The 23,091-nt window shown below is 60.1% G+C and carries 22 protein-coding genes; 13 read left to right on the forward strand and 9 right to left on the reverse strand.

Annotated features, from left to right (window positions below; translation table 11 throughout):
• Positions 1-50 precede the first annotated feature (50 nt).
• Together F3J36_RS21905 and F3J36_RS21910 are read left to right on the forward strand one after the other, a co-directional pair.
• Positions 51-824 carry a siderophore-interacting protein gene (locus tag F3J36_RS21905; protein WP_166720591.1) on the forward strand — a complete coding sequence of 258 codons (774 nt, stop codon included), beginning with the start codon at positions 51-53 and terminating at the stop codon, positions 822-824.
• Positions 825-909: 85 nt separating this feature from the next.
• Positions 910-1,449: a PadR family transcriptional regulator gene (locus tag F3J36_RS21910; RefSeq protein ID WP_021314062.1), complete on the forward strand. Its 540-nt coding sequence runs from the start codon at positions 910-912 to the stop codon at positions 1,447-1,449.
• Positions 1,450-1,454: 5 nt separating this feature from the next.
• On the opposite strand, the gene F3J36_RS21915 is transcribed toward F3J36_RS21910, so the two are convergent.
• Positions 1,455-1,742, reverse strand: coding sequence for a SelT/SelW/SelH family protein (locus F3J36_RS21915; protein ID WP_021506610.1), 288 nt, complete (start codon positions 1,740-1,742; stop codon positions 1,455-1,457).
• 342 nt (positions 1,743-2,084) lie between these two features.
• Here F3J36_RS21915 and F3J36_RS21920 point away from each other — a divergent pair, with 342 nt between their 5' ends.
• The 5 genes from F3J36_RS21920 to F3J36_RS21940 are packed head-to-tail and all read left to right on the forward strand — an operon-like array spanning position 2,085 to position 8,120.
• A complete protein-coding gene (locus F3J36_RS21920; protein ID WP_166720592.1) occupies positions 2,085-4,451 on the forward strand; it encodes a TonB-dependent receptor domain-containing protein in 2,367 nt (788 codons plus the stop codon).
• Positions 4,452-4,501: 50 nt separating this feature from the next.
• Complete coding sequence (locus F3J36_RS21925; protein ID WP_166720593.1) at positions 4,502-5,533, forward strand: hemin-degrading factor; 1,032 nt, start codon at positions 4,502-4,504, stop codon at positions 5,531-5,533.
• Positions 5,530-6,354 carry a hemin ABC transporter substrate-binding protein gene (locus tag F3J36_RS21930; protein WP_166720594.1) on the forward strand — a complete coding sequence of 275 codons (825 nt, stop codon included), beginning with the start codon at positions 5,530-5,532 and terminating at the stop codon, positions 6,352-6,354. The genes F3J36_RS21925 and F3J36_RS21930 overlap by 4 nt, the downstream gene beginning before the upstream one ends.
• Complete coding sequence (locus tag F3J36_RS21935; RefSeq protein ID WP_166720595.1) at positions 6,347-7,348, forward strand: iron ABC transporter permease; 1,002 nt, start codon at positions 6,347-6,349, stop codon at positions 7,346-7,348. The genes F3J36_RS21930 and F3J36_RS21935 overlap by 8 nt, the downstream gene beginning before the upstream one ends.
• Complete coding sequence (locus tag F3J36_RS21940; protein WP_166720596.1) at positions 7,341-8,120, forward strand: heme ABC transporter ATP-binding protein; 780 nt, start codon at positions 7,341-7,343, stop codon at positions 8,118-8,120. Before F3J36_RS21935 ends, F3J36_RS21940 begins: the two co-directional genes overlap by 8 nt.
• Before the next feature lie 17 nt (positions 8,121-8,137).
• On the opposite strand, the gene F3J36_RS21945 is transcribed toward F3J36_RS21940, so the two are convergent.
• Positions 8,138-9,130: an MDR family oxidoreductase gene (locus tag F3J36_RS21945; protein ID WP_166720597.1), complete on the reverse strand. Its 993-nt coding sequence runs from the start codon at positions 9,128-9,130 to the stop codon at positions 8,138-8,140.
• Positions 9,131-9,690: 560 nt separating this feature from the next.
• Between F3J36_RS21945 and F3J36_RS21950 the strand changes: the two genes are divergently transcribed.
• A complete protein-coding gene (locus F3J36_RS21950) occupies positions 9,691-11,838 on the forward strand; it encodes an ornithine decarboxylase (protein ID WP_166720598.1) in 2,148 nt (715 codons plus the stop codon).
• A 68-nt stretch (positions 11,839-11,906) separates the two neighbouring features.
• On the opposite strand, the gene mltC is transcribed toward F3J36_RS21950, so the two are convergent.
• The 3 genes from mltC to mutY are packed head-to-tail and all read right to left on the reverse strand — an operon-like array spanning position 11,907 to position 14,398.
• Positions 11,907-12,986 carry a membrane-bound lytic murein transglycosylase MltC gene (gene mltC, locus F3J36_RS21955; protein WP_021506619.1) on the reverse strand — a complete coding sequence of 360 codons (1,080 nt, stop codon included), beginning with the start codon at positions 12,984-12,986 and terminating at the stop codon, positions 11,907-11,909.
• 54 nt (positions 12,987-13,040) lie between these two features.
• A complete protein-coding gene (locus F3J36_RS21960) occupies positions 13,041-13,313 on the reverse strand; it encodes an oxidative damage protection protein (protein ID WP_010617014.1) in 273 nt (90 codons plus the stop codon).
• Positions 13,313-14,398 carry an A/G-specific adenine glycosylase gene (gene mutY / locus F3J36_RS21965; RefSeq protein WP_166720599.1) on the reverse strand — a complete coding sequence of 362 codons (1,086 nt, stop codon included), beginning with the start codon at positions 14,396-14,398 and terminating at the stop codon, positions 13,313-13,315. Before mutY ends, F3J36_RS21960 begins: the two co-directional genes overlap by 1 nt.
• Positions 14,399-14,552: 154 nt before the next feature.
• On the opposite strand from mutY, the gene trmB reads away from it, so the two are divergent.
• From trmB to F3J36_RS21985, 4 genes are all read left to right on the forward strand, one after another.
• Positions 14,553-15,272 carry a tRNA (guanosine(46)-N7)-methyltransferase TrmB gene (gene trmB / locus F3J36_RS21970; RefSeq protein WP_021506621.1) on the forward strand — a complete coding sequence of 240 codons (720 nt, stop codon included), beginning with the start codon at positions 14,553-14,555 and terminating at the stop codon, positions 15,270-15,272.
• Positions 15,272-15,598: a YggL family protein gene (locus F3J36_RS21975; RefSeq protein WP_021313105.1), complete on the forward strand. Its 327-nt coding sequence runs from the start codon at positions 15,272-15,274 to the stop codon at positions 15,596-15,598. The genes trmB and F3J36_RS21975 overlap by 1 nt, the downstream gene beginning before the upstream one ends.
• Before the next feature lie 172 nt (positions 15,599-15,770).
• On the forward strand, positions 15,771-16,487 hold the full coding sequence (locus F3J36_RS21980) for a DUF2884 domain-containing protein (protein WP_166720600.1): 717 nt from the start codon (positions 15,771-15,773) through the stop codon (positions 16,485-16,487).
• Between the two features lie 210 nt (positions 16,488-16,697).
• Positions 16,698-18,953 carry an Ig-like domain-containing protein gene (locus tag F3J36_RS21985; protein WP_166720601.1) on the forward strand — a complete coding sequence of 752 codons (2,256 nt, stop codon included), beginning with the start codon at positions 16,698-16,700 and terminating at the stop codon, positions 18,951-18,953.
• Positions 18,954-19,023: 70 nt separating this feature from the next.
• Here F3J36_RS21985 and hemW read toward each other — a convergent pair whose 3' ends face one another.
• From hemW to F3J36_RS22005, 4 genes are read right to left on the reverse strand one after another with little or no spacing between them, the layout of a single operon-like run.
• Positions 19,024-20,154: a radical SAM family heme chaperone HemW gene (gene hemW / locus F3J36_RS21990; protein WP_166720602.1), complete on the reverse strand. Its 1,131-nt coding sequence runs from the start codon at positions 20,152-20,154 to the stop codon at positions 19,024-19,026.
• On the reverse strand, positions 20,147-20,740 hold the full coding sequence (locus F3J36_RS21995) for an XTP/dITP diphosphatase (protein ID WP_059011651.1): 594 nt from the start codon (positions 20,738-20,740) through the stop codon (positions 20,147-20,149). The genes hemW and F3J36_RS21995 overlap by 8 nt, the downstream gene beginning before the upstream one ends.
• A 20-nt stretch (positions 20,741-20,760) precedes the next feature.
• Positions 20,761-21,315 (reverse strand): YggT family protein, encoded by a 555-nt coding sequence (locus F3J36_RS22000; protein ID WP_021506626.1) that lies wholly within the window; start codon positions 21,313-21,315, stop codon positions 20,761-20,763.
• Between the two features lie 12 nt (positions 21,316-21,327).
• The gene (locus F3J36_RS22005) at positions 21,328-22,035 is read right to left on the reverse strand and encodes a YggS family pyridoxal phosphate-dependent enzyme (protein WP_166720603.1); all 708 of its coding nucleotides are present in this window, start codon (positions 22,033-22,035) and stop codon (positions 21,328-21,330) included.
• 16 nt (positions 22,036-22,051) lie between these two features.
• On the opposite strand from F3J36_RS22005, the gene F3J36_RS22010 reads away from it, so the two are divergent.
• The gene (locus tag F3J36_RS22010) at positions 22,052-23,044 is read left to right on the forward strand and encodes a type IV pilus twitching motility protein PilT (protein WP_166720604.1); all 993 of its coding nucleotides are present in this window, start codon (positions 22,052-22,054) and stop codon (positions 23,042-23,044) included.
• Positions 23,045-23,091: the final 47 nt, after the last annotated feature.

Genomic DNA, 23,091 nt, shown 5'->3' on the forward strand with positions numbered 1-23,091 from the left:
AGTGTGCGGCAGCGCAGTAGCGCGGGACCGTCGCTACAGGGAGAGAAACGTTGCCAAACCCGACTCACCACCGCGCTCCACAACGCGTGCGCAATGAATTACGCTTCCGTCACATCACCGTCGCCAGCAAAACGCGGGTGGCCGATGCCTTCTGGCGCATCGTCTTTAGCGGCAGCGATCTGGCGGGTTTCCACTCGCCCTCTTTTGACGACCACATCAAAGTGTTTTTCCCGGATACGCCGGGCGGTACGGTGGCGCTGCCACACATGACCGACGAAGGCATCGTCTGGCCTGACGGCGTGCGTCCGGCGGCGCGCGACTATACGCCGCTGGCCTTTAACGGCAGCGATTCGCTGACGCTGGATTTTTACATCCACGACGGCGGCGTCGCCAGCAGCTGGGCGAGTGCCGCTCAGCCGGGCGATCGCATTGCGATGGGCGGCCCGCGCGGCTCATGCGTCGTGCCAGTGGATTATGCCTGTCAGATTTATGTGTGCGATGAGACCGGTCTGCCGGCGTTTAAGCGCCGCTATCAGGAAATGCAGGCACAACAGATTCATCTGCTGGCCTGTGTTGATGAGTCAATCGGCCGCGCGTATCTTGGCGACCTGCCAGACGTCACGGTGAGCTGGCTCGGCAGCGGCAACATGCAGGCTGAGGCGCTGACGCCGCTGCTTGACCCGATTGTGCTGCCTGCTGATGACTACTTCATCTGGCTGACCGGCGAAGGCGCTGCGGTGAAACAGCTGAGCGATTACTTTACGCAGCAACGTGCGGCGCACAGCGACCTGGTGCGCGCCGTCGCTTACTGGCATCGGAAATAACCGGCGCCCGCCCGCTGCCGCCTGTGTTGAATTTTACCAGGCACCAGACTACTATCAACCTCCCTCAACTGACCCCGGGAAGGCGATGAAACAGCAGCGGGATGTTCCAGAGCACGCCGATGCGGCACAGCGTGCCAGCTGTGCCGGCGCACGCAGAAAGCGGCGCGAAAGGATGCTGGATGCCAGTGATATTCGCCTGCTGATGCTACACTTTCTGGCCAGCGGCGCGGCGCACGGTTATGAGCTGATCAAATCGGTGGAAGAGTTGTCGAAAGGCGAATATTCCCCCAGCCCCGGCATTATTTATCCCAACCTGACGCTGCTGGAAGAGATGGACGCCATCCGCGTAGTGGATGCTCAGGCCACGCGCAAAGCCTACGCGCTCAACGATGCGGGCCGCGCGCTGCTGGCGGAAAATGGCGAAAACGTGGCGGTGATTATCGGGCGGCTCACTTCGCTGGCGATCCTGGTCAACAACCGCAGCATTCCGCAGGTGGAGCAGGCGATCCATACGCTTCGCTATACGCTCAATCACCGGTTATCGCAGGAGCAGATTTCACCGGCCACGGTGGAGATTGTCGTGGCGGCGCTGCAGGACGCGGCAGAGAAGATCGCCAACAGCTAAGCGCGTTACGGTTTCTTCTTGTCCACGTGCCCCAGTTCGCGATCCGGCCAGCAGACATCGCGCACCCGCTGCTTCAATGCTGCCGCATCGGGAAAGCCGCCTTCCTGTTTGCGTTCCCAAATTACCTGACCATCAATGCTGATCTCGAACACGCCGCCGCTGCCGGGCTGGAGCGTGACCGCGCTGAGATCGCCGGCAAAGGTATGCAGCAGCTCCTGCGCCATCCACGCCGAACGCAGCAGCCAGTTACATTGGGTACAGTAGTGAATGGTTACTGCCGGTTTATCTGCCATCCTATCCCTCCTGTTAGTGCTTGATTAATCATGGGTTAACAAATTGTGCGCACAAAGATACATCTTGATGCAAATGATATTGATAATGATTACCAATTGCATTAAATTGTTTTCGCCATCATTTTACTCTCTATAAATCCCGCAGGCATTCCTGCGGCGCCGCGGCCAGTTATACACGGCAGCTGTGCACTGAAGCGCGCATGACACTGTGCCACAGGTGCCGGGATCGATAACATTATCTGGCCAGCGTGACGCGCTGTTTCACGGTTTTTAGCATAAAGCCGTGGTTTTCTGGCAGCAAATAAGTGAGCGAATACTAACAATTAACCAGGTATTTCGCGCATGTCTTTACACCTTCAGGGAAATTTCCGGCAGCGTCTGTTTAACGTCGCTGTCCTTGCTTCAGCCATTCACGCAGCCTGCAGCTATGCCGCCAGCGACAGCAGTACGCTGGCGCGTTCCGCAGAGAACAACAGCAGCAATGAACCGGTAATGACCGTTACCGCACCTAAGCAGCAGGCCGGCAGCAAAACCACGCTCACCGCCAGCGATCTGCAAAAACGCGGCGCCAATGACTTCGGTTCGATCATGCGTTATGAGCCGCTGGTCAGCGCCACTGGCGCGGCGGGCGGTTCGTCAGCCGGTAAAAGCGGCTTTGACCGTGCAGGCTACACCGGCTACAACATTCGCGGTCTGGAAAGTAACCGTGTCGGTCTGGATATTGATGGCATTCCGGTACCGGACGCCACTGGTCGTCCGTACGTCAGTCGCGCCGGTAACAATACCTTCGGTATCGGTCGCGACTACATCGACCCGTATATGTTTGGCAGCGTCGAAATTGAGAAGGGCGCGACATCGGTGGAACAACCTAACACCGCAATCGGCGGTAACGTATCGTTTCATAACAAGTCGCCGGACGACTATCTCAGCAGCGATAAAACCCACTATTTCGGTTATCAGAGCGACTACAGTTCGGCAGACCGCAGCTGGCACAACGGCATCACCGCGGCGGCAGGGGATGATGAACTGCGCGGCCTGTTTGTCTACAGCCGCCGCGACGGCCAGCAGACGCGCAACAACAGCGGCGTAAAAGACGCCTACCCGGCCAACTGGCACTCGGATGCCTTTATGACGTCGGGCATCTGGCAGCCAAACGATCAGCACAAGCTGAGCGCCACCTTCGACTACTACCACAAAACCAATCACACCCACTACGATACCTGGGACAGCAGCAGCGGCAACACTATTTGGGGCACTGCGCAACAGCAGAGCGATTCGCGCCGCTGGGGCATTAATCTTGCCGATGAGTGGACGCCGTACAACGAGATGATCGATACGCTGACCACGCGAATTTACTGGCAGCAAACCGAGGCGCACGACACCACCTGGTTACCGACCAGCGCCAGTCAGTACGGTTTCGTCTACTCTGACTACAACGTCGATACTTTAGGGTTTGACACGCGCGCCAGCAAAACCCTCGGCCGCCACGAGCTGAGCGGCGGCGTCAACGCGCGTGTGGAGAATAGCGAGCGTCCGTTCCGCCAGGAGCCGAACCCGGGCACCTTCGGCACCATCACCCAGCCGCAGTCAGACAGCCGTTCCTGGACCGTGGCCGGTTATCTGCAGGATAAAATCAATTTCGATCTCGATAGCCACAATTTCGCGGTGATTCCCGGCGTGCGCGTTATTCATCAAAGCACCAAACCGAAGAACCTCGGCGATCTGACCAATGGCAGCACGGTGCTGACCGAAGAGCAGGTGGAAAAACTGTACGGCAAGACCAATTCAGACACCGAAGTGCTGCCGTCACTGACCTTCCAGTACGATATCAATCCGGCGCTCACCACCTGGCTGCAATATAAGCGCGGCGTGGAGTTCCCGACCACCAGCCAGCTGTACGGCTCGTGGAACCTTGGTTCAAGCTACGCCGGCAGCGCGCAGTATGCGCTGATTGGTAATGCCGATCTGAAAACCGAGACCAGCAACAATTTTGAGTGGGGTCTGAAAGGACAGCCGACCGACGGCATCACCCTCAATACCTCGGTGTTCTACAACACCTACAAAAACTTTATTGCCTACACCCGCTATCGCCGCGCCACCAACCCGGCGATGTTCGTCAATGTTCCGGCCAACATCTACACCAGCTATCAGGCTGAGAACCGCGACAAAGCCTACATTTATGGGGCGGAGATCAGCACCCGCGTCAACTACGGCAGCTGGTTCCCGACCGTGGATGGCCTGAGCAGCACGTTCGCGCTCGGCTACAGCGAGGGTAAAGCGAAATCCCGCTATCTGGGTGACAAATACATCGATCTCGACAGTGTCGCGCCGCTAAAAGCGATTGTCGGCGTCGCGTGGGACGACAAAGCGCGCGGTTACGGCGCGGCGCTCACCGCCACCTTCGTCAAAGGCAAACAGGCCAGCGCCACCAACCGTGAGAGCTACAGCAACAGCGGGGCGGCCATCAGCGACGCCAGCAGCGAATACATGCGCGTGCCGGGCTACGGCCTGATCGATGCCACCGCGTACTGGCAGCTGACGAAAAACGTCAGGCTGAGCGGCGGTGTCTACAACATTACCGATCGTAAATACTGGGATTACCTCAGCAGCCGCACGCTGACCAGCGCCAGCGCGCAGGAGCGCAACGACATCAATCTGGCCGTGATGCCGGGACGCACCTGGCAACTGGGCGTGAACGTCGACTTCTAATCACTTTTCGCCCTGCGGTGGCGCAGGGCATTTTCACGGGAGCAAGCGCAATGCATCAACGCTATCAACACTATCTGGCGCTGAAAGGCCAGCAGCCAAAAATGTACGCGCGTGATTTAGCCGCGCTGATGGGCATAGGGGAAGCACAGCTGTGCGAAGCGCGCGTGGGCCACGACGCGCAGCCGCTGCGCGCCGATTTTCCGGCGCTGCTGACGGCGCTGGCGGCAGTGGGTGAGACCAAAAGTATTACGCGCAATGCCTGGGCGGTGCACGAACAGGTGGGAACCTACAGCAATCTGCATCTCGGCGAACATGGCGGGCTGGTGCTTAATCCGCGTGCGCTCGACCAGCGTCTGTTTCCCGCGCAGTGGCACAGTGCTTTCTTCCTGCGCGAGCAGACCGCGCACGGCGAACGACAGAGCATACAGATTTTCGATCGTCACGCCGATGCGGTGCTGAAAATTTACACCACCGCGCAAACGGAGATGCCGGCGTGGCAAGCGTTGATTGAGCGCTTCCGGCTGGCGCACGCGCCTCAGCTGCAGCCGCAGCCGGTCAGCGCCCCGCCGTTCAGCGACAGGGTGGATGCCGGCACTGTCGAAGCGGAGTGGCGTGCCATGACCGATGTGCATCAGTTCTTTGGCCTGCTGAAGCGTCACCATCTCTCGCGGCCGCAGGCATTTCGCGCGGTGCCGGATGATTTAGCGCGTCAGGTGAGCAACACCGCGCTGGCAACGCTGCTGGCCCAGGTACAGCAGGATGGCAATGAAATTATGATCTTCGTCGGCAATCGCGGCTGTACGCAGATCTTTACCGGCACTATCGGGAAAGTGGTGCCGCTGGATAACTGGATTAACGTTTTTAACCCCACGTTCACGCTGCATCTGATGGCGGATCGCATTCACGAGAGCTGGGTGACGCGCAAGCCGGGCGGCGATGGCTTCGTCACCAGTCTGGAGCTGTTCGCTGCCGATGGCACGCAGATTGCCCAGCTGTACGGCCAGCGCAGCGAGGGCACGCCGGAACAGGCACGCTGGCGCGAGCAGGTGATGGCGCTGACGCCGACAGGAGCCGCCGCATGAAAGCGCTGATCCTGACACTGCTTGCTCTGCTGACGCTGCCGGCGTGGGCGGCGCAGCGCATCATTACTATCGGGGGCGATGTAACGCAGATCGTCTACGCGCTGGATGCGCAGGCGCAGCTGGTGGCGCGCGACAGCACCAGCCAGCATCCGGCGGCGGCCACCAGGCTGCCGGATGTCGGCTACATGCGCCAGCTCAACGCGGAAGGCATTCTGGCACTGAAACCGACGCTGGTACTGGCCAGCGCGCTGGCTAAACCGTCGCTGGTGTTGCAGCAGGTGGCGGACGCCGGGGTAACAGTGGTGGAGGTCAGTGGGGATAACCGCCTTGATGCCATCACGGACAAAATCGCCACGATTGGCAACGCGCTGCAGCGTGAACAGGCGGCCCGCGCATTGATCGACAAGGTCAACAAACAGCGTGCGCAGCTACCGCAGCAGCCGCTGCCGGTGAAAGTGCTGTTTATCATGGCGCACGGCGGTTTACGCACCCAGGCGGCTGGTGCGCAGACCGGCGCTGACGGCGCAATTCGCGCTGCCGGCCTGGTCAATGCCATGGGCGCGGTGCCGCACTATCAGCAGCTGTCGCAGGAGGGCGTTGTGGCGGCAGCACCGGATTTGGTGGTGGTCGGCGAAGAGGGGCTGCGCACGCTGGGTGGCGAACAGGCGGTGTGGGCGCTGCCGGGCCTGGAGCTGACGCCGGCCGGCCAGCATCACGCGCTGCTGGTGATTGATGAGATGGCGCTGCTGAGTTTCGGCCTCGATACGCCGGGCGCGATTTTGCGTCTGCGCCATGCGGCGGAAGCCGTGCAGCATGATTAACCGCCTGATGATGCGCTGGCTGATGTTAATGAGTTTCAGCATGCTGGTGTGCATGCTGCTGGCGGCCAACCTCGGCGCGATGCCGCTGTCGCTGCGCACGCTGTGGCAGGCGCCGCTTAGCGATCTGGCCTGGCAAATCTGGCTCACAATTCGCCTGCCGCGCGTATTGCTGGCGGTGCTGACTGGCATGGCGCTGGCGGTGTCCGGCGCGGTGATGCAGGGGCTGTTTCGTAATCCGCTGGCCGATCCCGGACTGCTGGGTATCAGCAGCGGTGCCGGGCTGGCGGTGGCGCTCTCAGTGGTGTTGCCGCTCAGCCTGCCGCCGCTGCTGGCGCTGTGGCTGCCCTCGCTGGCAGCGTTTGCCGGCAGCCTGGTAGTGACGCTGCTGATCTTCAGCTTTAGCCGGCTGGCGCAGGGCCAGCTGGCGCGCCTGCTGCTGGTGGGCATTGCGATTAATGCGCTATGCGGCGCGGCGGTTGGCGTGCTGTCGTGGCTGAGCAACGACCAGCAGCTGCGTCAGCTGTCGCTGTGGGGCATGGGCAGCCTGACGGGTGCCCAGTGGCCGAGCCTGCTGGTGTGTGCGCTGCTGATTGTTCCGGCGCTGCTGCTGGTGCAGACGCGCGCGCGTCGCCTCAATCTGCTGCAGCTGGGCGAAGAGGACGCGCACTATATGGGCGTCGATGTTAAACGCACGCAGCGCCAGCTGCTGGTGCTGAGTGCGCTGCTGGTGGGCACGGCGGTGGCGGTCAGCGGCATTATCGGTTTTGTCGGGCTGGTGGTGCCGCACGTGATGCGTTTTTGTCTCGGCAGTGACCACCGCTGGCTGCTGCCGGGCGCGGCGCTGGCGGGAGCGATTCTGCTGTTGCTGGCGGATACGCTGGCGCGCACCGTGGTGATTCCGGCCGAAATGCCGGTCGGGCTGCTAACCAGTCTGCTGGGCGGGCCGTGGTTCCTGTGGCAGATTCTGCGCCAGCAAAGGGGGCTGAATGAGTGAGCAGTTGCAGGCGCGCGGACTGCGGTTTTGCCGGGGAACGCGTACCTTAATCGATGATGTCTCCCTGACGCTGCCGCCGGGCGAAATGGTTGCCCTGATCGGTCCTAACGGTGCCGGTAAGTCGACGCTGCTGCGGCTGCTGACCGGCTTTCTGCACGCGGACGCCGGCGAATGCTGGCTGGGCGATCGTCCACTGGCGGCCTGGCCGCGTGAACCGCTGGCGCAGCGCCGCGCGGTGATGCGCCAGCAAAACAGCGTCACCTTTCCGCTGCCGGCTGCCGACGTGGTGGCGATGGGGCGCGCACCCTGGCCGACCGGTAACTGCCAGACGGTGGTGCAGGAGGTGATGCAGTTAACCGGCAGCGCGCCGCTGGCGCAGCGCGACTATCGCTCGCTGTCGGGCGGGGAACAGCAGCGCGTGCAGCTGGCCCGGGTGCTGGCGCAGCTGTGGCATGACGACGGCCCGCGCGGCTGGCTGCTGCTGGATGAACCCACCTCCGCGCTCGATCTCTACTGGCAGCAGTCTACTCTGCGCCTGCTGCACCGGCTGACGCGCAATGGCCGTTTTAGCGTCTGCGCGGTGCTGCACGATTTAAATCTGGCCTCACTGTGGTCGGATCGGGTGTTGTTGTTACACCACGGCCAGCTGGTGGCGCAGGGCGCACCGCACGCGGTGATGACCGAACCGATCCTGACGCGCTGGTATCAGGCCGACCTGCAGGTGGTTACGCCGCCAGCGCAGGATCGGCCGCAGATACAGCTGCGGCCATAACGGCACCCTGCACCGGGTCAGGGCGCCTGGCGGCAATCGACAATCAGCCGACCACGCACCTGGCCCGCCAGCAGCTGTTCTGCGCCTGCACGCGCCTCGCTCAGTGGAATCACTTTGGTCATTTGCTCCAGCAGCGCGCCGTCAACCAGCTCCGCCAGACGCTGCCACGCCTGCTGACGCAGCGGTTTGGCGCACATCACGCTGTCTACGCCGGCCAGCGTAACGCCGCGCAGAATAAACGGCGCAACGCTGGTGGGCAGATCGAGGCCCTGCGCCATGCCGCAGGCGGCGACCACGCCGTCGCGCTGGATCCCGGCTAACACATTGGCCAGCGTGTGGCTGCCGACGCTATCGATCGCGGCGGCCCAGCGCTCTTTCGCCAGCGGTTTGCCGGGCGCGCTCAGTTCGTTACGGTCGATAATCGCGGAGGCGCCGAGCGTATCGAGCAGGTAGGCGCTGTCGCTGGCGCGGCCGCTGGATGCCACCACCTCATAGCCGAGACGTGCCAGCAGGCTCACGCTGAAGCTGCCCACGCCGCCGCTGGCACCGGTAACCAGCACCGGACCGTGCTGCGGTGTGATGCCCTGTTTTTCCAGCGCCAGCACGCACAGCATCGCGGTAAAGCCGGCGGTGCCAATCGCCATGGTTTGCAGCGGGCTGAGCGCCGCCGGGACCTTGACCAGCCAGTCGCCGGAGACGCTGGCTTTCTGCGCCAGCCCGCCCCAGTGTTTTTCACCCACGCCCCAGCCGGTGAGCAGCGCAACATCGTCCTGCTGCCACTCCGGATGACGGCTGTGGATCACCCGGCCAACAAAATCGATGCCTGGCACCATAGGAAACTGGCGCACAATCGGCCCTTTATTACAGATGGCCAGCGCGTCTTTGTAGTTGAGGGTGGAGTAGCTTACTTCGAGGGTAACATCGTGATCGGGCAATTGTTGCTCTGACAGATCCTGCAGGGATGTGCGGTATCCCTGTTCATCATTTTCAATGACCAGTGCCTTGAACATGCAGCCTCCGGCTGGTTGGGAGAAGTGCGCTCCATAGTACGCTTCTGCCGCAGGGAGTGCCAGGCGGATGGGCGCGGCAGGCGGTCGCTATCGTACCGGTGTTACATTCTGCATAACTTTGCGTAATCTTCGACTATTCAGGCAGTTAAAAATAGACGCCTTAACTATTATTCATGTAAATCAATGAAGTAGCACATTGGTGTTCTGCATTAAAATTCCGCGCTGATTGGTTGTTCCCGGTAAAAAAAGATGCCATCATGTCGCCCGAATTTCTTCCCCATCTTCATCGCTGAGGACGCCGCCATGTCCGGTACAATGCACATCTGCACTTGTCGCCGTGCGCTTCATGACAAGCGCGCCTCTGTCATCTGTTGTTCGCATTTCCCGCTCACCATGCGGTGAGGCTACGCCCCGTTCGCTGTTGGATATGAGTAAAGACAGACGCGATCTGGCTTTACTGATGTCTATCGGTTGCGGCCGCCGGACGTTATTCGCCGGGGAAATTTCCTCATTGCTGTGCCACTGGCACCCACTCATCCTTCATTACGGGGATTTGTGTTATGAACCCATTGAAAATTGCTGCCAGCGTAGCGGTAGCGCCAAGCCTGAGTCTCAACACCGCGCGCGACGTGGTGACGCTGGATAATACCGATTTCACCGACGTAGCCGCGGTAGTGGTCTCGCTGGCCGATACACGCAGCGGCGTGCTGACGCTGCTGCGCCAGACCGGCTTCAATCTGCCGGTGTTTGTCGCGAACGCCTTTGATGACGCGGTGCTGACGCTGCCGGGCGTGACCGGAGAGATCAACGGCGCAGCGGAAGAGTGGCAGGCGCTGGAGCAGGCGGCGCAGGCGTACGAGGCGGAACTGCTGCCGCCGTTTTTCGACACCCTGACGCGCTATGTCGATATGCAGAACAGCACCTTTGCCTGTCCGGGCCATCAGGGCGGGGCGTTTTTCCGCCGCCATCCGGCCGGACGTCAGTTTTATGAGTTCTACGGCGAGAACGTCTTTCGCTCCGATATGTGTAACGCGGACGTCAAGCTGGGCGATTTACTGATCCACGAAGGCTCGGCCAAGGATGCGCAGAAATATGCCGCGCGCGTGTTCAACGCCGATAAAACCTACTTCGTGCTGAACGGTACCTCCAGCGCCAACAAAGTGGTGACCAACGCGCTGCTGACGCGCGGCGATCTGGTGCTGTTTGACCGCAATAACCATAAATCTAACCACCACGGTGCGCTGATCCAGGCAGGCGCCACGCCGGTTTATCTGGAAGCGGCGCGTAATCCGTTTGGTTTTATTGGCGGCATCGATGCGCACTGTTTCGACGAGACGTATCTGCGCGAGCAGGTGCGCCAGGTCGCGCCACAGCGCGCGGATCAGCCGCGTCCGTTCCGGCTGGCGATCATCCAGCTTGGTACCTACGATGGCACGGTATACAACGCGCGCCAGGTGGTGGATCGCATCGGGCATCTGTGTGACTACATCCTGTTTGATTCGGCATGGCTGGGTTATGAGCAATTTATTCCGCTGATGGCCGGCTGCTCGCCGCTGACGCTGGAGCTCAATGAGAACGATCCGGGGATTTTTGTCACCCAGTCGGTGCATAAGCAGCTGGCGGGCTTCTCGCAGACTTCGCAGATTCACAAGAAAGATAACCACATTCGCGGCCAGAAACGCTTCTGCCCACACAAGCGGCTGAACAACGCGTTTATGCTGCACGCCTCAACCAGCCCGTTCTATCCGCTGTTCGCTGCGCTGGATATCAACGCCAGAATGCATCAGGGCGAAGCGGGGCGCAGCATGTGGCACGACTGCGTCACGCTGGGCATTGAGGCACGCAAAGCGATCCTTGAGCGCTGCAGCCTGATTCAGCCCTTCCTGCCGGAGCAGGTACACGGCAAGCCATGGCAGGCGGCAGAAACCGCCACCATCGCCGCCGATTCGGCGTATTTCAGCTTCGAACCGGGCGCGAAGTGGCACGGTTTTGCCGGTTACGATGCCGGACAGTATCTGGTGGACCCGTGCAAACTGCTGCTCACCACGCCAGGCATCGATGCCACCAGCGGCGAATACACCCGCTTTGGCATTCCGGCCACCATTCTCGCCAACTATCTGCGCGAGAACGGTATCGTGCCGGAGAAGTGCGATCTCAACTCAATCCTGTTCCTGCTGACTCCAGCGGAAACGCCGGAAAAAATGGCGCATCTGGTGGCGATGCTGGAGCAGTTTGAACAGCACGTGCGGGAAGATGCGCTGCTGGCCGAAGTGCTGCCGAGCGTGTATCGCAGGCACGTTGAGCGCTATCAGGGCTACACGCTGCGTCGCCTGTGCCAGGAGATGCACGATTTGTACGTCAGCTACGACGTCAAGGATCTGCAGCGCGACATGTTCCGCCAGGCGTGTTTCCCGAAAGTCGAGGTCAATCCGCAGGATGCGCATCAGGCGTATATTCGCGGTGACGTTGAGCTGGTGCCGATCGCCAGTGCCGAAGGGCGCATTGCCGCCGAGGGGGCGCTGCCGTATCCGCCGGGTGTGCTGTGCGTGGTGCCAGGCGAAACCTGGGGCGGGGCAGTGCAGCGCTATTTCCTCGCGCTGGAAGCGGGTATCAATCTGCTGCCGGGCTTTTCACCGGAGTTGCAGGGGGTTTACACCGAGGAGGATGACAGCGGGCACAAGCGGTTAGTGGCGAATATGATGTTGTAGGAGGGGGCTGTTCCCCCATCGCACGCTACCTTCTCCCGCAGGCGGGAGAAGGTGGCGATGAGCGCGAATCAATAACGGTGGTAGCTGCGCTGTGCCTGGCTCACTTTGTACAGATAGCGGCGCGACTCGGCCGACGGATGATTGGTGGTCAGCGTCTGATACACCTGGCTCGGTGACATGCCGTTGATGGTGGCGAAGGCGCGGTCTTTATCGCTGGAGAACACGCGCAGCACGCTGCCCGCCCCGCCGTTATAAGCGGTGATCACTGCGTAACGGCGCGACAGCGGATCCTGAATCCCGCCGAGATAGCTCTTCTGCAGCAGCGACAGATATGCGGTACCGGCATCAATGTTATTGGCCGGATCGAGCAGATAGCTGCGGCTCGGTTTACCCCATTTGCCCTTCATGCGGAACACATCGACCCCGGCAGTATGCTGTACCACCTGCATCAGACCCAGCGCATCGGCGTTGCTTACCGCATAGGGGTTGAAGCTCGATTCGGTCTGCATGATCGCCAGAATCAGCGAGGCATCAACGCCATACTGTTCGGCGGCTTTGCGCACCAGCGGCAGATATTTATGCGCACGTTTGTCGAGGTGGTTAGGCACCATCGGAATGGTCACCGACCAGATAACGTGCAGCCCGGAGGTGCGTTTCTGCAGTTTGTTCTGGATCAGATAATCGGCAAAGTTACCGGCGCGTCCCTGCCAGCGGATCGGCTGACCGGTGTTATCCAGCACCTGGCCGTAAAGCAGCGGCTCTTTACTGATCTGAATATCGTTGGCGTCGGAGTAGAGATCGACGTTGCCCGGATCGTCACCAATCAACAGCGTGGTGATGATGGCCTGACGCAGGCTGGCCATCGGATCGGTGCCGGAAATGGTCTCAATGGTGATGCTACCGCTGTCGAAGTTGATGTGACTGCGGGTGTAATAGTTATCGCTGTATTTGACGTAGTCCTTGGGTCCGGCGATCAGAACCTCATTGATTCCCCAGATATTCTCGATGTTGGCGGCAAATTGTCCCATCAGAATGTCAAAACCGTTGGTGTCCTTAACCCACTCTTCATGGTACTGCGATTTTTTTTGTCCGGAGCAGGAGACTAACAGGGGTGCGATGACCAGCAGTGCTATCAGTTTTTTATTCATTGTGAATGCGTGCCTGACTCGAAAAAGAGGGCCTCAAAGGGAGACCCTGAACGTTTATTTTTCTGGCGGGGTGTAACCTTCAATGTGCACATCTTTGCCTTCGAACAGGAAATTCACCATCTCCTTCTCCAGCACTTTGCGATCTTCCGGGTTCATCATGTTGAGCTTCTTCTCGTTGATCAACATGGTCTGCTTGGACATCCATTGCTGCCAGGCCTCTTTGGAAATCTCATTGTAGATGCGCTTACCCAGTTCGCCAGGATAGAGCTGAAAGTCCTGGCCTTCAGCGTCGCGTTGCAGATAAGTACAAAAAATGGTGCGGCTCATTACTCTTCCTCTTCGGTCAAACGGGTTCGCAGTTGAAGCTGCCGGGGATGGCGCAGCTCATGCAGCAGGCGCTCTACCGGCGCGGCCAGCCCCACTGACGGTGGTTGCGCTAAGTTATACCAGAGACCGCCGGCTTCATCCATCAGCGACCCGGAGGAAGGCCACGCCAGCCACATAGGCACAATATCTAAGTGGAAATGGCTGAAGGTGTGGCGGAACGCGGTAAGCTGCTGCGGTTTCGCGTGGATGCCGCGCGCCGCCAGCCAGTCAGTCAGCGCTTGCTCACTGGTGAACTGCGGGAAGCAGAACAGGCCGCCCCACAAACCCACCGGCGGACGCTGTTCCAGAAACACCTCGTCGCCGTGCTGCAGCATCAGGAACCAGCCGCTGCGCTCTGGCAGCGTGACTTTCGGCTTCCTGCCGGGATAATCGGCCCAGTTGCCCTGTGCATAGGCCGCGCAGCCGCTATTCAGCGGGCAGATGTCGCATTTTGGGCGGGAGCGAGTACACACTAACGCGCCGAGATCCATCATCCCCTGATTGAACTGGCTGACGCCTTCCGCTGGCGTGACGTCTTCACTGATCTGCCACAGGCGCTTCTCCACCTCTTTTTTGCCCGGCCAGCCGCTCACCGCATAGCAGCGCGCCAGCACGCGTTTTACGTTGCCGTCGAGGATCGGGAAATGCAGGCCGAGCGACAGCGACAGGATCGCGCCCGCCGTGGAGCGGCCGACGCCCGGCAGTGCCGCGACGTCATCGAAATGAGGAGGGAATACGCCGCCGTGCAGCTCAACCACCTGTTTAGCCGCCTTGTGCAGGTTACGCGCCCGTGCGTAATAGCCGAGGCCGGTCCACAGATGCAGCACTTCATCAAGCGGCGCGGCGGCCAGGTCGGCAACCGTGGGGAAGCGCGCCATAAAGCGTTCGAAATAGGGAATAACGGTGGCAACCTGCGTCTGCTGCAGCATCACTTCGGAGAGCCACACCTTATAGGGCGTTTTCTCCAGCTGCCACGGCAGAGTTTTACGGCCAAAGCGTTGGTACCACTCCAGCACCTGTTGCGCGAACTGCGGCGCCTGCATCATAAGAAGGAAATTTTCCGTGTTTACTCTACAATCAGGCAGGAATTCCAGCACAGAGACATCAGGGTGTAAACCGGAAGATTGCAAAGGCTTGCTTCTGTTACTTAACTTTGCATAATGCCCGTTTCCCTGAACAGGCTAACCAGCAGGTTTCAACATGATTAATGACGTCATCACCCCGGAATTTGATGAGAACGGGCGGCCTTTGCGCCGTATCCGCAGTTTTGTGCGCCGCCAGGGGCGCTTAACGAAAGGACAGCAGCTCGCGCTCGACAATTACTGGCCGGAGATGGGCGTCGAGTATCAGCCGCAGCCGCTGGACATGGTTGCGCTGTTTGGCCGCGAAGCGCCGCTGGTGCTGGAGATTGGTTTTGGCATGGGTGCCTCGCTGGTGACCATGGCGCAGAACAATCCGCATCAGAACTTCCTCGGCATTGAAGTGCATGCGCCGGGCGTCGGTGCCTGTCTGGCCTCGGCCAAAGAGGCTGGCGTGCAGAATCTGCGCGTGATGTGTCACGACGCGGTGGAAGTGCTGGAAAACATGGTGCCGGACAATTCGCTGCGCATGGTGCAGCTGTTTTTCCCGGATCCATGGCATAAGGCGCGCCACAACAAGCGCCGCATCGTCCAGGTACCGTTTGCCGAGCTGGTGCTGCGCAAGCTGAAGCTTGGCGGCGTGTTCCACATGGCGACCGACTGGGAAGAGTACGCCACGCACATGCTGGAAGTGATGAGCAGCATCGATGGCTATAGCAATCAGTCGGAGAGCCAGAATTACGTGCCGCGTCCGGAAACGCGTCCGTTAACCAAATTTGAGCAGCGCGGGCAGCGACTGGGCCATGGCGTATGGGATCTGATGTTTGAGAGGGTGAAATAATGGCTGTAAAACGTAGCCGCCGTTTACGTAAAAAGTTGCATGTTGATGAGTTTCAGGAGCTGGGCTTCTCTGTTGCCTGGCGTTTTGCCGAAGGCACCAGTGAGGAAGAGGTGGATGCCACGCTCGATCAGTTCATCAATGAGGTGATCGATCCGAATGGTCTGGCCTATGACGGCAGCGGCTATCTGGTGTGGGAAGGGCTGGTGTGTCTGCAGCAGACCGGCAAATGCACCGACGCGCACCGCGAGCTAGTGCGTAACTGGCTGGAAAAGAAAAATCTCGCCGATATTCAGGTCACTGAACTCTTCGACGTTTGGTGGGACTAAGTATCACCACTGGCGATAACTTCGCGCGATGAATCGCGCCGCTACACATTCAGTGCGTGTTGGTTGATTCGCTTGTCCAATGCACCTTTCGTAGCGGCGCAATTTATTGCGCATCGCCAGACGCAGCACAATGCCACCGCTTATCAGACTATTCACATCTGCAGGAGATTTCATGGTTCGTAAGGCTCTTCTCGCCGCGCTGCTGCTGACGGCAGCTCAGGCGCATGCTGACTATCAGTGCAGCGTCAATCCAAAGGATGATGTGATCATCAAACCCCAGAGCGTGCAGGTGGTGGGCAGCAACGGCAACCTTGAAATCACGCCGCAGGGCGATGTGCAGTTCAACGGCAAGTCGGTGAGCGTCGATAACGCCACGCGCCAGCAGGCGATTGACTACCAGAACGCGCTGCGTCGCGATCTGCCGTGGGTCGACAGCGGCGCAACCACCCGTCTGGAGCGGGGCCGCGTGGCGCTGGATAAAGTGATCGTCGAAAAACTCGGGGCGGACAGCAATGTGCGCAATCGCCTGACCACGCTGAACGGCCAGCTCAGGCAGCAGATGAACCGCATCATCGAGCATCGCCCGGATGGCCTGACCTTCCATCATCAGGCCATTGAGCAGGTGCGCGCCGACGGCGAGAAGCTGGTGCAGAGCACGCTGGGCGGGGTGTTGCAGGATAGCCTGAACGAGATGGGTACCAAACAGGCCGCCAGCGGCAGCAATCCGCTGCAGGCGCTGATGGGCAACCTCGGCGGGCTACAGCAGTCGATTCAGACTGAATGGAACAATCAGGAGCAGGATTTCCAGAACTTCGGTCATGAAGTGTGTAACCGGGTGACCGCACTGGAAAGCCAGCGCAAGACGCTGATGCAGAACGTAAAGGGCTAAGCCAGCCGCGTTGCCGCTGAATGCACGGAACATCACGGCGTCATTGTTCTTCTGAACAGTGGCGCCTTTTTTATCCCCGCAGCTTTTAAGCCATGATTTAACGGGTTGTCTTAGATTCGGGACGAATCTGATAACGGCAAAATTTCCGCATTAATAACTATATCAACGGGCATTCAGCCTGTTGAAATTATTAATTTTTAAGGAAATTTTATGTTATTTTCTGACACCTCTGCTTCCAGTTCACATCCGGTTTTATCGCCCCCTGTGGTTATCGTTGCCGAACGCGGCTGGTACAACGACCCGCAAAAACGCTGGCAGGGAACGGTGCAAACGCCGGATGCCGTTGAAGTCATCGTGACGGTTAACGGTGGCAATCCGCTACGCGTGCCGGTGATCAATGGCCACTTCGAGTGGATGCCGCCGCAGCCGATGGCCGATGGTGAATACCAGCTAACCTTCACCGCCGTGGATGCCGCTGGCAATCACAGCGCACCTACGCGCGTTGATTACAATATCGATACCCATCCGCCCGCCAGACCGATCATCGAAGCGATTGAAGACCACGTTGCCGGCGGCGTGGAGGACGGTAACAGCATCCGCCGTAACGGCTATACCAACGATGATCAGCCGGTGGTACGCGGGCAGGCCGAAGGTAACGCGCTGGTTTATCTCTATAATGGCAACCAACTTCTCGCCTCTGTGCGTGCCGATGCGCAGGGCAACTGGCAGGCGCAGCTCGATCTGCCGCAGGACGGAACCTATAACCTGACGGCGCAGGCCGAGGACCGCGCCGACAACCGCAGTCAGCCGTCGCCGAAGTGGACCTTTCATCTCGATACGCTTACCCCGGAAACGCCGACGTTCAGCTATTACGACGACAATCGCGGGCTGTATCAGGGCCAGTTTGGCCGCGGCAAACCCACCGATGATGTCCGGCCGGAACTGCACGGCGAAGCCGAGCCCGGCAGCGTGGTGCGCATTCAGTATGCCGCACCGGGCGGAAAGTGGGTTGTCGGCGGTACGGCCACCGTCGACAGCAGCGGCCACTGGCACTGGACACCGCCGCAGGATCTGCTGCCGGACGGCGACTGGCGTTTTCGCAGCCGCAGCAGCGATAAAGCCGGCAACGTCAGTCAATGGAGCGACAGCTGGACGCTGACCATCGACACTCGTATCAACACGCCCGCCATCCTGCAGGCTATCGATGACGTCGGCACCATCCAGCCGGTGCTGCCGGGCCAGACCACCGACGATAAGCGGCTCGATTTTTCCGGACAGGCCGAGCCTTACAGTCAGGTGACGCTGTACCAGAACGGCGTGGCAGCCGGCAGCGCGACGGTGGGGGCCGATGGTCGCTGGCAGATTACCCCGGACCGCGACATGCAGACGGGCAGCAACAACTTTACGGTAAAAGCGGTCGATGTGGCGGGTAACGTCAGTGACTATGCGCCCAACTGGGCGATTAACTATGACTCTGGCGTAAAGCACAGTTCTGGTGAAGAGAACTGGAACTGCCGTGCCAATACCAGCTGGCAAACCGGCCGGGTGTATCAGTACGGCGGGTTGAAAGTCACCGAACTGAAACATGGCACCAGCAACAACTGTTTCTATACCGGCATCATGAACCGGCCGGATGGCTATGAAAGCAAAGCGATTGAGATGCTGGATCATTCGGTCGTGCAGTTTGATTTTGGTGCCACCAATTACGTGGAGTTCAATTATGGCTATCTCCACAATTGCGATACCTACGTGGATATCTTCTCCCCCAGCGGCGAGCTGCTGGGGCGCGAATACCTGCAGCCCGGTGGCGCCAGCCGGTCTGAGCAAGGCCTGAACACCTTTAGCTGGCAGGCTCCGGCGGGCCAGCAGATTGGCTATATTGACGTCCATTCGGGTGAAGATCCGGATACCTATAAAAAAGTGCTGTGCTGGAACGTGCTGGTGAAGCGCGATGTCGGCTGGATTATTGATACTGTGCGCTGGGGCAAAGACGAGAGCCTGGTACAGCACCATACGCTGCCGGAAACGCTGGAACAGGAGGGCGCGCAGCTGCATCTGAATGATGTGCAGCAGTGGCTGGCGGCGCACAGCGGACAACTGCTGCAGGGCTTCTCTGCGCTGGTGCTGGAAGGAGAACATCAGCAGCTTGATTATCAGCAGCTGACGCAGCATATCAGCGGCCTGCAGCATATCGATCTCACCGGCTCAGGAGACAATCTGCTGCAGCTGGATGCGCAGCAGCTGTTGCAGCAGGCGCACCAGGATGTGCTGCTGCCAGAGCGCACGCGCAGCTGGCTGATTGATGGTGATGCCGGCGACGTGGTGCAGCTCAGCGATAGCACGCAATTTTATCAGCAGTGGCAGCAGCAGGGGACGCAGCAGAGCGGTGGCAGGGTGTGGCAGGTGTTTGAGAGTCTCGACCACAGCGCAACGCTGTTAATCAATAATGAGGTGATGGTCGCCTGAGCGTGACAGATGCAGCCGTGCGGTTTAGTACGGCTGCCAGCGGAAAAGGCGCGTGCCTTCTCCGCTGAATTTACATGAACAGCTCCAGCAGCGAATTGAGGAACAGTTTGCCTTTTTCGGTGATCTGCCAGTGCTCTGGCTGCTCCTGCACATAACCGGCGGCAATGGCTGCGTCGATCTGCGGGCGAATCACTGCCTCGTCCAGCCCGGTGTAGCGCTGAAAATCGGCGCGCGGCGCGGCTTCCAGCAGGCGGAACCGGTTCATAAAGAACTCGAACGGCTTGTCCTCGTCCGGCACGTCATGCTGCTTATCCAGATAGTTGCCCTTCATAAAACCGCGCGGATGACGGGTTTTCACCGTACGCACGATGCGCCCGTCCGGCTGCGTCAGCTTGCCGTGCGCGCCACAGCCGATGCCGAGGTAATCACCGAAGCGCCAGTAGTTCAGGTTATGTTCGCAGCGATAGCCCGGTTTGGCGTAGGCCGAGGTTTCATACTGCTGATAGCCTGCGGCGCTCAGCAACTGATGACCCTGCTCAAAGATATCCCACAGCGCATCGTCATCCGGCAATACCGGCGGGCGTGAACCAAACAGCGTGTTGGGCTCGATGGTCAGCTGATACCACGACAGATGTGGCGGGTTGAGGGCAATCGCCTGGCGCAAATCGTCCAGCGCCTCTTCCAGCGACTGATCCGGCAGGCCGTGCATCAGGTCGAGGTTAAAGCTGCGCAGGCCGAGACCGGCCGCCAGCTGTGCCGCGCGGACCGCCTCGTCCGGACCGTGGATGCGGCCCAGGCGCGTCAGCTTTTGCGGACTGAAACTCTGCACGCCAATCGAGATCCGGTTAATGCCCGCCCGCTGATAGCCGCTGAAGCGATCGGCTTCCACCGTGCCCGGATTGGCCTCCATGGTGATTTCGACGTCCGCCGCCAGCGGCAGGCGCGCGCGCACGCCGTCCATCAGCTGCTGCATCGCCTCGCTGCTCAGCAGGCTGGGCGTGCCGCCGCCGATAAAGATGGTGCGCACTTCGCGCCCGGCGGTCAGCGGCAGATCCTGGTCAAGATCGTTGAGCAGATGCTGCACATACTCGCTGTGCGGCACTTCGCCTTTGAGCGCGTGCGAGTTGAAGTCGCAGTACGGACATTTCTGCACGCACCACGGGATGTGGATATAAAGGCTTAACGGTGGTAACTCAGGCATTGCGCATCGCTTCCAGCAGCAGCGTCAATGCTTTACCCCGGTGCGACACGGCACGCTTTTCATCCTTGCTCAGCTCGGCGGCGGTTTTACCCAGCGCCGGCACGTAGAAGATCGGATCATAACCGAAACCGCCTTCACCGGCGGCCGCGCGGGTAATCTCCCCGGCCCAGCTGCCGTGGAACACCAGCGGCGTCGGGTCGGCGGCGTGACGCACGTACACCAGAACGCAGTGGAACTGAGCCTGGCGCTCGCCGTCCGGCACCTGCTCCAGTGCCTGCAGCAGTTTGTCGAGATTCTGCTGGTCGCTGGCATCAACGCCGGCATAGCGTGCCGAGTAAATGCCCGGCGCGCCGCCCAGCGCATCGACCGCCAGCCCGGAGTCATCGGCAATCGCCGGCAGGCCGGTGATCTGCGCCGCGTGACGCGCTTTCAGGATGGCGTTTTCGATAAAGGTCAGCCCGGTCTCTTCGGCAGACTCTACGCCCAGCTCGGTTTGCGCCACGATATCCAGGCCGAAGGCCGCTAACAGATCGGCCAGTTCACGTACTTTGCCCGGATTACCGGTGGCGAGCACAACTTTTTGCATAACAGTTCCAGATTAACGAATTACAGCAGGTACCAGAGACCCGGGAACAGGTCCATACCGAGGAAGTTCAGCGCATACAGCACCAGAATCACGATCATCGCCGAGAAATCGATGCCGCCCATCGCCGGCAGGATACGGCGAATCGGTGCCATCAGCGGTTCGGTCAGCTGGATTAGCACATAGTCCATCGCACCGCGTCCCTGGCTGATCCAGCTCATCAGCGAGCGAATAATGATCACCCAGAACACCAGATAGCCGGCGGATTTGACCAGTGACAGCAGGCCCACCAGCAGGTTGGTCGGATCGACGGAGAACACCCCGACCTGAATCAGCAGCAGAATCGGATATTTCAGCGTGGTCAGCACGAATGCCAGCAGCAGCGACGCGGTGTCAATCGGTCCCAGCGCCGGCAAAATGCGGCGCAGCGGTTTAACAATCGGCTGGGTGATCTTCACGACAAACTGCGCCAGCGGATTGTAAAAGTCACAGCGTGACCACTGCATCCAGATGCGCAGCAGCAGCACCATCACGTACAGATCAATCAGCGTTTTGACTAAAAACGTCAGTGTTAACATGAGGTTCCTCAATTATTGTTGTGAAGGGCGTGCATAATCCCGCGCGCCAAATACCGCGGTGCCGATGCGCACCATCGTACTGCCTGCGGCAATCGCCGCATCCATATCGTCGCTCATTCCCAGAGAAAGCGTATCGACGCCTGGATAGTCCTGTTGCAAGGCGCGAAACGCGCTGGCCATCTGCTGGCACACCGCCAGCTGGCGCGCGTAATCCTGCTCGGGCGCCGGAATCGCCATCAGTCCACGCAGGCGCAAACGCGGCAGGGCGGCAATCTGTTGTGCCAGCCCGGCGACGGCCTCCAGCATGATGCCAGATTTGCTGTGCTCGTCACTGATATTTACCTGAATTAACACGTTGAGCGGTGGCAGCGCGGCCGGACGCTGATCGTTCAGCCGCTGCGCGATACGCAGACGGTCAACGGTGTGACACCAGGCAAAGTTTTCCGCCACCAGACGGCTTTTATTGGATTGTAATGGCCCGATAAAGTGCCATTGCAGATCAGGATGTGCGGCCAGTTCGGCAACTTTTTCAACCCCTTCCTGCACGTAATTTTCACCGAAGGCGCGCTGTCCGGCGGCAATGGCTTCTGCGATAGCGCTCGCAGATTTGGTTTTGCTCACTGCAAGCAGCGTAATTTCTTCTGGCGCGCGGCCGCAACGCGCGGCGGCAGCAGCGATCCGCTCGCGCACTTGCTGTAAGTTGTGCTCAATGGAAGTCATAGTCAGGAGAAGTTAAATGGATTTGGATGACGTTGTGGCGCTTAGTGTAAAGCATAATGCGGCCGATCTGCACCTTTGCAGCGGACATTTACCGCACTGGCGCCGGCAGGGCGTGCTGGAGCCAATACCGCAACAGCACACCTTGCCTGAGCGCTGGCTGCAGGCCTTTAGCGAGCAGTGGCTTAGCGCCGCGCAGCGCAGCGAGTTAGCCGGCAGCGGTCACGTCGATTTCGCCATCACGCTCGGCAATGGCAGCCGGCTGCGCGCCAATCTGTTCCGCCAGCGTCACGGACTGGCGCTGGCGCTGCGGCTGATTGCCAGTCAGCCACCGGATATAGCGCGCCTGCAGCTGCCGGACGTGGTGCGCTCGCTGCTGCAGCTGGAGGAAGGGCTTATCCTCATCACCGGCGCGACCGGCAGCGGCAAATCCACCACGCTGGCGGCGCTGGTGGATAGCCTTAATCGTCAGCAGGCGCGCCACATTATCACGCTGGAAGATCCGATCGAGTTCGTCCATCACAGCCAGCGTTCGCTGATTCAGCAGCGCGAAATCGGCGCGCACTGCGCTTCGTTTCAGCTCGGATTAAAAGCGGCGCTGCGTGAAGATCCGGATGTGATCCTGCTGGGTGAGCTGCGCGACAGCGAAACCATCCGGCTGGCGCTGACCGCTGCCGAGACCGGCCATCTGGTGCTGGCCACGCTGCATACGCGCGGCGCGACGCAGGCGGTGGACCGGCTGGTGGATGTTTTTCCGGCCGAGGAGAAAAACCTCGTGCGCACGCAGCTGGCCGGCAGCCTGAAAGCGGTGCTGGCGCAGCGTTTAGTCGCCGCCAAAGCCGGCGGCCGCATTGGCCTGTTTGAAGTGCTGGTGGCGACGCCGGCGGTCGCTAACCTGATCCGCGAAGGCAAAATGCATCAGCTGCCTGGTGTGTTGCAGACTGGCGCGCAGGCAGGGATGCAGACTTTCGCCCAGAGCGAGCAGGCCCGGCGCGAGGCGGGATTGATTTGAGCAGGGACGTGCCCTGAGAACCGCCGACACGGCGGCGCGAAACCGCG

The sequence above is a fragment of the Pantoea sp. Cy-640 genome (assembly GCF_011752635.1).
Lineage (GTDB): Bacteria > Pseudomonadota > Gammaproteobacteria > Enterobacterales > Enterobacteriaceae > Pantoea > Pantoea dispersa.